The following is an 8485-nucleotide window of genomic DNA, read 5'->3' on the forward strand; positions in this document are numbered from 1 at the left end:
GGAACGGCTCGGCGACATCCGACATCGCCGCGCCGGCGCCGCCGGCTGCGTTGGCGGCCGATCATGCTTCAGGGCTGGGGTGTTGCGGCCGTGGTGGACCTGCGGCGCCCGTTACATTATTGTTTACCGTTTGAGTCGGATGCGCCCCACGGGCAGGCGCGTCCGCGCCGCCGCCGGATCGCGCCGCACTGACCCAGGCCGCACAACGACAACAGCAACGGAGCTGCCCATGCCGTCCTTTGACGTCACCGCAGAATGTGACCTTCAAGAGGTCCGCAACGCCGTGGACCAGGCCAACCGGGAAATCCAGACCCGGTTCGACTTCAAGGGCGTGGACGCGCAGTTCGAGCTTGCCGAGGCGGGCGGCGGCAAGAGCGTGCAGCTGCGCGCCGAGCAGGAGTTCCAGCTGCAGCAGATGATGGACATCCTGCGTCAGAAGCTCGTGAAGCGGAAGGTGGATCTGGCGACGCTCGACGTGCATGAGCCGGTCACCACGCTGAATGCAGCGCGCCAGGAGGTCGGTCTCAAGCAGGGGATCGACGCCGATACGGCCAAGCGCATGGTCAAGGCCGTCAAGACCGCCAAGCTCAAGGTTCAGGCGCAGGTCCAGGGCGAGCAGCTGCGGGTCACCGGCAAGAAGCGCGACGACTTGCAGCAGGCCATCGCACTGCTGAAGGCCGAGGACTGGCAACTGCCGCTCAATTTCACCAACTTCCGGGACTGACCGAACGGCGGCGAGCGACCGCCGTCGGCACCGGGGCACCGTATCCAGACAGGAACTACACTGAGGCAATCCGCATGATCAAACGCGTTGTACTGACCGGCCTGACCGCCCTGGCGCTGGCTGCGTCCGCCGTCGTCGTCGCCGACGAGGCGGCCACCATCCGCGCCGCCCTGGCCAAGGTGCTGCCGGACTTCAAGCCCACCAGCGTCAAGGCGACGCCGATGGAGGGGCTGTACGAGGTGGAGATCGGCCCGCAGGTGATGTTCGTCACCGGCGACGGCCGTTATCTGATCGACGGCGCCATCGTCGACCTCGAAACCCGCGAGAACATCGCCGAGACCGCACAGTCCCGGGCCCGCGTGCGGGCCATCGAGCAGGTGGGCGAGGAGAACATGGTGCTGTTCGACGCACCGGCCGCGGAGCACACCGTCACTGTCTTCACGGACATCGACTGCGGCTATTGCCGCAAGCTGCACGAGCAGATTCAGGCCTACAACGATGCCGGCATCAGTGTGCACTACATGTTCTACCCGCGCGCCGGCGAGGAGTCGAAGTCCTTCGACAAGGCCGTGTCCGTGTGGTGCGCCGATGACCGCCAGGCGGCCATGACGCAGGCCAAGCAGGGCGCCGACATGCCCAAGCGCAGCTGCACCAACCCGGTGGCCAAGCACATGGAGCTGGGCCAGCTCATGGGCATCCGCGGTACGCCGGCCATCGTGCTGGAGTCCGGCGAGATGGTCCCGGGCTATGTGGAGCCCAAGCGCCTCGCGGGCCTGCTGGAGCAGACCACGGCCGCGACCAACTGAGCCACCGCGCGCACCCGCCGGACGCGTTCTGCCGGACCCGGGAGCCCGAGCCGCATGAGCAAGCCGCCGCTGGAGCTTGTCTGGCGCAGTGACCGGGGGCGCGTGCGCCAACGCAACGAGGACGCCGTCGCCTGCGTACCAGATGCGGGTGTCGTCGTCGTGGCGGACGGTATCGGCGGCGCCAGCGCCGGCGATCTGGCGAGCCAGACCGCCGCCCGCGTCATCAGCGAGCGCTTCGGGCGGCAGCCGCCGCCGGTGGATGAGCCCAGGCGGGCGCAGCTGCTGGCGGAGGCGGCTGTCAACGAGGCCAACGGCGCCATCGTGGACCTCTCGCGCAACCGCCAGGGTTGTGCCGGTATGGGCACCACGGTGGTGATGGGCTATTTCGGCTGCGACTGGCTCATGTATGCGCACGTTGGGGATTCACGGCTGTACCGGCTGCGCGCCGGGGCGCTCACGCAGCTCACCAGTGACCACTCCTTCATCCAGGAGGTGGTGGATCAGGGCTTCTTCCCGTCCCTGGAGGAGGCCCGCGAGTACGGTATCAACGAGAACGTGCTGACCCGCGCCGTCGGCTCCGCGCCCTATGTGGCGGCCACCACCGCGGTGACGGACATCGCCGTCGGCGACATCTATCTGTTCTGCACCGATGGCCTGAGCGGCATGGTGGCGCACGAGGACCTGCGCGCCGTGCTCGCTGCGGCCAAGGGCGGGCTCGGCATCGCCGCCGACGCCCTGGTGCACTACGCCATGGAGAACGGCGGCGCGGACAACATCACCCTGGTGCTGGTGCGGGTCAACGCCGTTGAGAAGCGCCTGCTGCACGCCACCGCCGACAGCGGCTCGACGCAGCCGGGCGGCCCCGGCAGTTCCGCCGCGCCCGGCTGAGCGCGCCGCAGTCAGAGCATCCCCCTGAGCCGATAGAGCGCCTCCAGCGCCGAGCGCGGCGTGAGCTCGTCGGGGTCCAGGGCCTCCAGCGCCGTCAGTGCCGGATGCGGCGCCGGCGGCGCGAACAGGCTGAGCTGCGCGGGCGTGTCGGCGGCGTCCGCCGGCGCCTGCGTGGCGGCGTTTTCTTCCAGCGCGCGCAGGCGCTCGCGGGCGCGCTCGATCACCGCCTTCGGCACGCCCGCCAGGGCTGCCACCTGCAGGCCGTAGCTCTGGCTCGCCGGCCCCTCTCGCACGCTGTGCAGAAACACGATGCGCTCGTCGTGCTCCACGGCGTCCAGGTGCAGGTTGGCGATGCCGGCATGCTCCTGCGGCAGGGCGGTGAGCTCGAAGTAATGGGTGGCGAAGAGCGTGAGGGCCCGCACCCGGGTGGCCAGCTCCACACCGCAGGCCCAGGCCAGGGACAGGCCGTCGAAGGTGCTGGTGCCGCGGCCGATCTCGTCCATCAGCACCAGGCTCTGCTCGGTGGCGTTGTTCAGGATGTTGGCGGTCTCTTCCATCTCCACCATGAAGGTGGAGCGCCCGCCGGCGAGGTCGTCCGCGGCACCGATGCGCGAGAAGATCCGGTCCACGGGCCCGATGCGTGCCGCCGCCGCCGGCACGAAGCTGCCCACATGGGCCATGAGCACGATGAGTGCCGTCTGGCGCATGAAGGTGGACTTGCCGCCCATGTTGGGGCCGGTGATCACCAGCATGCGCTGGGCGTCGTCGAGCCGCACGGGGTTGGGGATGAAGGGCTCGCCGCCGCCCGCGGTGAGCATCCGCTCCACCACCGGGTGGCGGCCGTCGGCGATGTCGATGACCACCTCGTCTATCAGGTCTGGGCGGCGCCAGTGGAGCGTCGCCGCGCGCTCGGCGAGGCCCGCCAGCACGTCCAGGGTTGCCAGCGCGGCAGCGAGGCGCTGCAGCGCCTCGATGGACTCGCGCAGGGTCGCCAGCAGCTCGTCGTACAAGGATTTCTCCAGCGCCAGCGCGCGCTCGCGGGCGGAGAGCACCTGGTCCTCGAAGCGCTTCAGCTCCGGGGTGATGTAGCGCTCGGTGCCCTTAAGCGTCTGCCGGCGCTGGTAGTCGGCCGGCACCTTGTCGGCGTGGGTGCGACCGATCTCGATGTAATAGCCGTGCACGCGGTTGTAGCTCACCTTGAGCGCGGCGATGCCGGTGCGCTCGCGCTCGCGGCGCTCCAGGTCCAGCAGGAATTGGTCGCCGTGCTCGGCGAGGTCGCGCAGCTCGTCCAGCGCCGCCGACCAGCCGCGGGCGAGCACGCCGCCGTCGCGGATCAGCGCAGGCGGGGTCTCCACCAGGGCCCGGCACAGCAGGTCCAGGGTGTGGGGATGCTCGCCCAGGTCCGCATCCAGCGCCGCCAGCAGCGTCGGGGGCAGGGCAGGGGGCGTGCTGGCGAGGTCTGTGTGGACCAGGCAGGCGTGCAGGGCGGGCAGCCGCGCCAGGGCGTCGCGCAGGGCGGTCAGGTCCCGGGGGCGGGCGGAGCCGATGGCGATGCGCCCGACGATGCGCTCGACGTCGGCGATGGCGGCGAGCTCGTCCCGCAGCGGGGCGCGTGCGGCCTCGGCCAGCAGGGCGTCCACCGCGTCGTGGCGTGCACGCACTGCGGTGGCGTCGCGCAGCGGCCGGCCGATCCAGCGGCGGAGCAGCCGGGCGCCCATGGCGGTGCAGGTGGCATCCATGACGGCGGCCAGGGTCTGCTGCTCGGTGCGATCGGCATCGGCCCGGTCCGTGGCCGCACGCAGGGGCGTCAGCAGCTCCAGGTTGCGGCGGGTGGCGGCGTCCAGCAGCAGGGCGTCGTCACGGCGCTCGGTGCTGAGGCCCCGCAGGTGCGGCAGCTCGCTCTGCTGGGTGTCCCGCACGTATTGCAGCAGGCAGCCCGCGGCGCCCACGGCGAGCGGCAGGTCGGCGCAGCCGAAGCCGGCGAGGTCGCGGGTGCCGAACTGCCGGCACAGCAGCCGCTCGGCGCTGTCGGTGTCGAAGAGCCAGGGCTGGCGCCGGGCGATGCCGCCGTCGAAGCGCAGGCGCTCCGCCAGGTCGCTCCCCTCCGCGAGCAGCAGCTCCGCGGGCCGGATGCGCTCGAGCTCCGCCGCCAGTGCCGGCAGCCCGGACAGCTCCAGCACCGTGAAGCGCCCCGCCGCGAGCTCCAGCACCGCGAGGCCGAAGCGGGGGTCTGCGGTGTCCGTGGTGTCCCGCGCCGGACTGGCCTCGGCCACTGCGCAGAGCAGGTTCTCGCGGCGATCGTCCAGCAGCGCCTCGTCGGTGAGGGTTCCGGGTGTGACCACCCGTACCACCTTGCGCTCCACCGGCCCCTTGCTCTTGGCGGGGTCGCCCTGCTGCTCGCAGATGGCCACGGACACCCCGGCGCGCACCAGTCTGGCAAGGTAGCTCTCCGCGGCGTGGTAGGGCACGCCCGCCATGGGGATGGGCTGGCCCGCGGACTGCCCGCGCTTGGTGAGCGTGATGTCGAGCAGTCCCGCCGCGCGCTCGGCGTCTTCGAAGAAGAGCTCGTAGAAGTCCCCCATGCGGTAGAAGAGCAGCATGTCCGGGTACTCCGCCTTGATGCGCAGGTACTGCTGCATCATGGGCGTGTGCTGGCTCTGCTGCTTCTGCGGCGATGGCTCGGGGTGCGTCTGATCGGTGGCGTCGGGCATGGGGCAGGGCGGTGTCGCTGGGTTTGCGAGGCATGCCGCGGGTGGCGAGGCATACGGGCATGATTGTACGGGCGTTGCGCCTGCTTGCGCGCTTGGCCAGCGGCTCTCCGGTGCAGGCCGGACGCAGGCGGGGCGTAGGCGAGAGACTGTGCAGGTATCAGGACAGAGCAGTCCCGTTGAATGCGTCGTCGCGGCTGGTGCCCGAGCCCCGCGGGGTGCAGTCTTGCCGCCCCGTGCGACAGGCGTTGCGACAGGCTCACTGGGAGCGGCTCTATCGCCTGGAGGCACACCAGGACATTTGAGCGGGCACCCGCGCTGCTGCGCCGCCGCAAGCGCGGCGGGGAGTTGGTCGAAACTGTCGGTGCCGGCGGTCATCCGGGCTAGAATGGCGGGGTTATGCGCTTCAAGCTCCCCCGCACCTACAAGCTGCTGCTGTCGCTGGCCATCGTCGCCGGTCCCTTCTATTGGCTGATGTTCACCGAGGACGGCCGCCGCCGCAGCGACCTGTTCATCCTGCACATCCTGGGCAAGCCCAGCTTCAACATCGGCTACGACCGCCTGAGCGGCGCCGTCACCCACGCTGACATACAGGAACAGTTTCCGAAGGTGGACTTCCAATGCGCCGAGCGCCAAAGCGCTCTGGGCGACGAGGTCTGCGGTGCCGAGATCGCCTCCTTCAACGGGCTGCCGGCACGCCGTGCGCTGCTGCACTACGGCGCGGGCCGGCTCACGGCCCTGCGGCTCGACTATCGCCATGCCTACCACGAGCTGCTCACCCAGTCCCTGCGCAGCGGCCTGGGCCAGCCCAGCGAGGAAGCCGGCGGCAGCACGCTCCGCTGGCAGGCTGAAGGCGGCACCATCGTCGTGCCCGCAGCACCACCGGGAACCGACGCCAACGCTGCACTGATGTGGCTCGCCCCCGCCCTCACGGGCAACTACTGAGCTGCTGACTGGGCGACGTGATCCGGTGACAATCCGGTGACGGTTTATTCAATAAGCATGCTCGGTGGTGCACCCATTCCCCCTTAGAAAAGCGGGGACGAAAAGCGGGGACGGTATATTGAATGGAAGCTTTGCCTCGCGACACCACGCCAGCGGTGTCGCGCCTCTCCGGGGCGCGGCGCGCCGGTGACACGCTGGACAGACTGTGCAGGTATCCGGCGTAGGTCGGGTTAGCGATAGCGTAACGCGACAATCAGCGAGTTACGGGCGCGCGCAGTCGGGCTGCGCGGCGCTGACACGACCCACCGCAGCGCGATCTCGGCGGGCGCTTCACGGAGAAGCGGGGACGAGAAGCGGGGACGGTATATAGAACGCAGGCGTCATGCGATCAATTGAATATCCTGTCCCCGTTTTTTTCGCCGTTTTCCTAGGTGGTCTCGGGCGCTGGGGCATGCTGGTCCAGGGGTCGGCGTGCGATGAGCGCGAGGGCCTCGACGGGGCGCGCGCCCTCGTGGCGGAGCACGATGCGATCGATCTGCTCGACTATCAGCCCGGCGCCGGCGAGCACCCCTGTCAGATAGCCGCGGGCGTGGCGATAGCGCCCCGAGGGCTGCAGCTCCCAGGTTCCGCCATCGGCCTCCTCGGTGGTGGCGATGAACAGGCCATCGGTCCGCAGAGCCCCGGCGACAGCGGCGGCGAGGGGCGCGAGGTCGCCGAAATAGATCAGCACATCGGCGGCAATCACCACATCCCAGCCGGGGTCACCGGCCGCCAGAAAGGCCTCGGCGTCGGCCTCGTGCAGGGCGTCGTAGACGTTGCGCTCGGCGGCGCGGGCCAGCATCGCCGGCGACAGATCCAGGCCCTCCAGGCGCTGAACGAGCCCCCGCACCGCCGGCCCCACCAGTCCGGTGCCGCAGCCGATATCGAGCAGGGTGTCGGCGCCGTCGGGACGGGCCGCGCGCAAGCGCTCCGCGACCACCTGCGGGCCGTCATAGCCGAGCGCACCGAGACGCTCGTCGAAGCTCTCGGCAAAGGCATCGAAGGTGGCGCGCACATAGGGCGCGCTGGCCCGCTCGGGTGGCGGGGCGTCCATCAGCGGCGGCGCCAGATGCTGCGCCGTGGCGCTGTCCGGATGGGTTTGCAGCCAGGCCGCTGCCTCCTGTTGCGCCCGCTCGGCGCAGCCAGCGGCACGCAGGGCATAGAGTGTCTGTCCATGAACCGTGTGGGCGGTCTCTGAGTCCGGCCCGAGCGCCAGCGCATGCCGACCCGCATCCAGCGCAATCTCCAGGGCGCCTGCATCCTGGCCGGCCTCGGCGAGCCCGATGCGCGGGGCCGGGTCTTCGGGGGCGGTCTCGGCGGCGGCGCGGAAGGCCGCCATGGCCTCCTGCGGTTGCCGGAGCCGGCGCAGCGCATTGCCGAGCATCAGATGCGGCTGCGGTAACTGCGGCGCTTGGGCGATGGCCTCCCGCGCGGTCCGGGCCGCTGCCTCGTCCTGCCCCTTGCGCCAGAGCGCCGCCGCGAGTCCCGTCAGGGACGGAGCGTGATCGGGACGCTCGGCCAGTGCGCTGCGGTAGCGGTCTTCGGCCTCGTCCAGACGGCCGGCCTCGCGCAGGGCATGGCCGCAGGCGCTCAGCACCGCCGGGGAATCCGGCGCCAGCGCCGCCGCCTGCTCCAGCGCCGGAAGCGCTTCGTCATGCCGGCCCTGCGCCTTGAGCACGGTGGCCAGATTGGCGAGGATCTGCGGGCTCTCCGGGGCCACCGCGAGGGCGTCCCGATAGGCCCGCTCGGCAGCGGCGGGCCGGCCAAGATCCTTGAGCGCGAGCCCGAGGTGGCGATGGATGTCCGGGTTGGCCGCATCGCCCGCTAGGGCCGCGCGAAAATGCCGCACCGCCTCCCTGGGCCGGCGGCGCTGGTGTACGGCGATGCCCAGACAATAGAGCGCGCGGGGGTCGCCCGGGCGCCGGCGCAGAATGCGCCGATAAGCCTTCTCCGCCTGCGCGAGCTTGCCGGCCTGGTGCAGGCCGGCCGCCTCCGCCAACGCCTTGTCGGCGCCGCGGGCCGTTGCGGGTGAGCCGGTACGCTGTGCCATGAGACCTCTCCCAGCCTGCCGGTGAAAACGCCGAAATTGTGTTTCCGGCTGCGGCGGGCCGTCAATGGTCGTGGCCGCAGCCGCCGGAGCCCCTGACCGATGGCTGTCGATGGTGACCAATGCAGCGCTGCCGGAACCTGAGGCCAGGCGATGATGTGCCGTCGGCGGACTGAAGTCCGCCTGCCCCAGGGGGCCGACTGAAGTCGGCGTACCCGGGCGGCCTCGCGACTTGCGCAGTGGTGCACTTGACCCTAAAAAGAGCAGTTGAACCCCTCGGCCGGCGAATTTCGCAGGCCGATGCAGCGCACAGGGCGTGCTCGCGCAG

Annotated in this window: 6 protein-coding genes; 4 read left to right on the forward strand and 2 right to left on the reverse strand. The window is 70.6% G+C overall.

Annotated features, from left to right (window positions below; genetic code table 11):
• Window positions 1–229 precede the first annotated feature (229 nt).
• The 3 genes from QZ607_RS25210 (at window position 230) to QZ607_RS25220 (ending at window position 2418) form a co-directional block, all read left to right on the forward strand.
• The gene (locus QZ607_RS25210; RefSeq protein WP_295888887.1) at window positions 230–724 is read left to right on the forward strand and encodes a YajQ family cyclic di-GMP-binding protein; all 495 of its coding nucleotides are present in this window, start codon (window positions 230–232) and stop codon (window positions 722–724) included.
• Window positions 725–798: 74 nt separating this feature from the next.
• On the forward strand, window positions 799–1530 hold the full coding sequence (locus QZ607_RS25215; protein WP_295888873.1) for a DsbC family protein: 732 nt from the start codon (window positions 799–801) through the stop codon (window positions 1528–1530).
• Window positions 1531–1584: 54 nt separating this feature from the next.
• Window positions 1585–2418: a protein phosphatase 2C domain-containing protein gene (locus QZ607_RS25220; protein ID WP_295888876.1), complete on the forward strand. Its 834-nt coding sequence runs from the start codon at window positions 1585–1587 to the stop codon at window positions 2416–2418.
• An 11-nt stretch (window positions 2419–2429) separates the two neighbouring features.
• Here the strand turns inward: QZ607_RS25220 and mutS are convergent, their stop codons facing one another.
• Complete coding sequence (mutS, locus tag QZ607_RS25225; protein WP_295888880.1) at window positions 2430–5129, reverse strand: DNA mismatch repair protein MutS; 2700 nt, start codon at window positions 5127–5129, stop codon at window positions 2430–2432.
• 396 nt (window positions 5130–5525) lie between these two features.
• Between mutS and QZ607_RS25230 the strand changes: the two genes are divergently transcribed.
• Entirely contained in the window at window positions 5526–6071 is a 546-nt protein-coding gene (locus QZ607_RS25230; protein WP_295888882.1) for a hypothetical protein, read from the forward strand.
• Between the two features lie 427 nt (window positions 6072–6498).
• Here the strand turns inward: QZ607_RS25230 and QZ607_RS25235 are convergent, their stop codons facing one another.
• Window positions 6499–8160, reverse strand: a complete 1662-nt coding sequence (locus QZ607_RS25235) for a tetratricopeptide repeat protein (RefSeq protein WP_295888884.1) — start codon at window positions 8158–8160, stop codon at window positions 6499–6501.
• Window positions 8161–8485: the final 325 nt, after the last annotated feature.

The sequence above is a fragment of the uncultured Thiohalocapsa sp. genome, assembly GCF_913063425.1.
In the GTDB taxonomy this organism is placed as follows: domain Bacteria; phylum Pseudomonadota; class Gammaproteobacteria; order Chromatiales; family Chromatiaceae; genus Thiohalocapsa.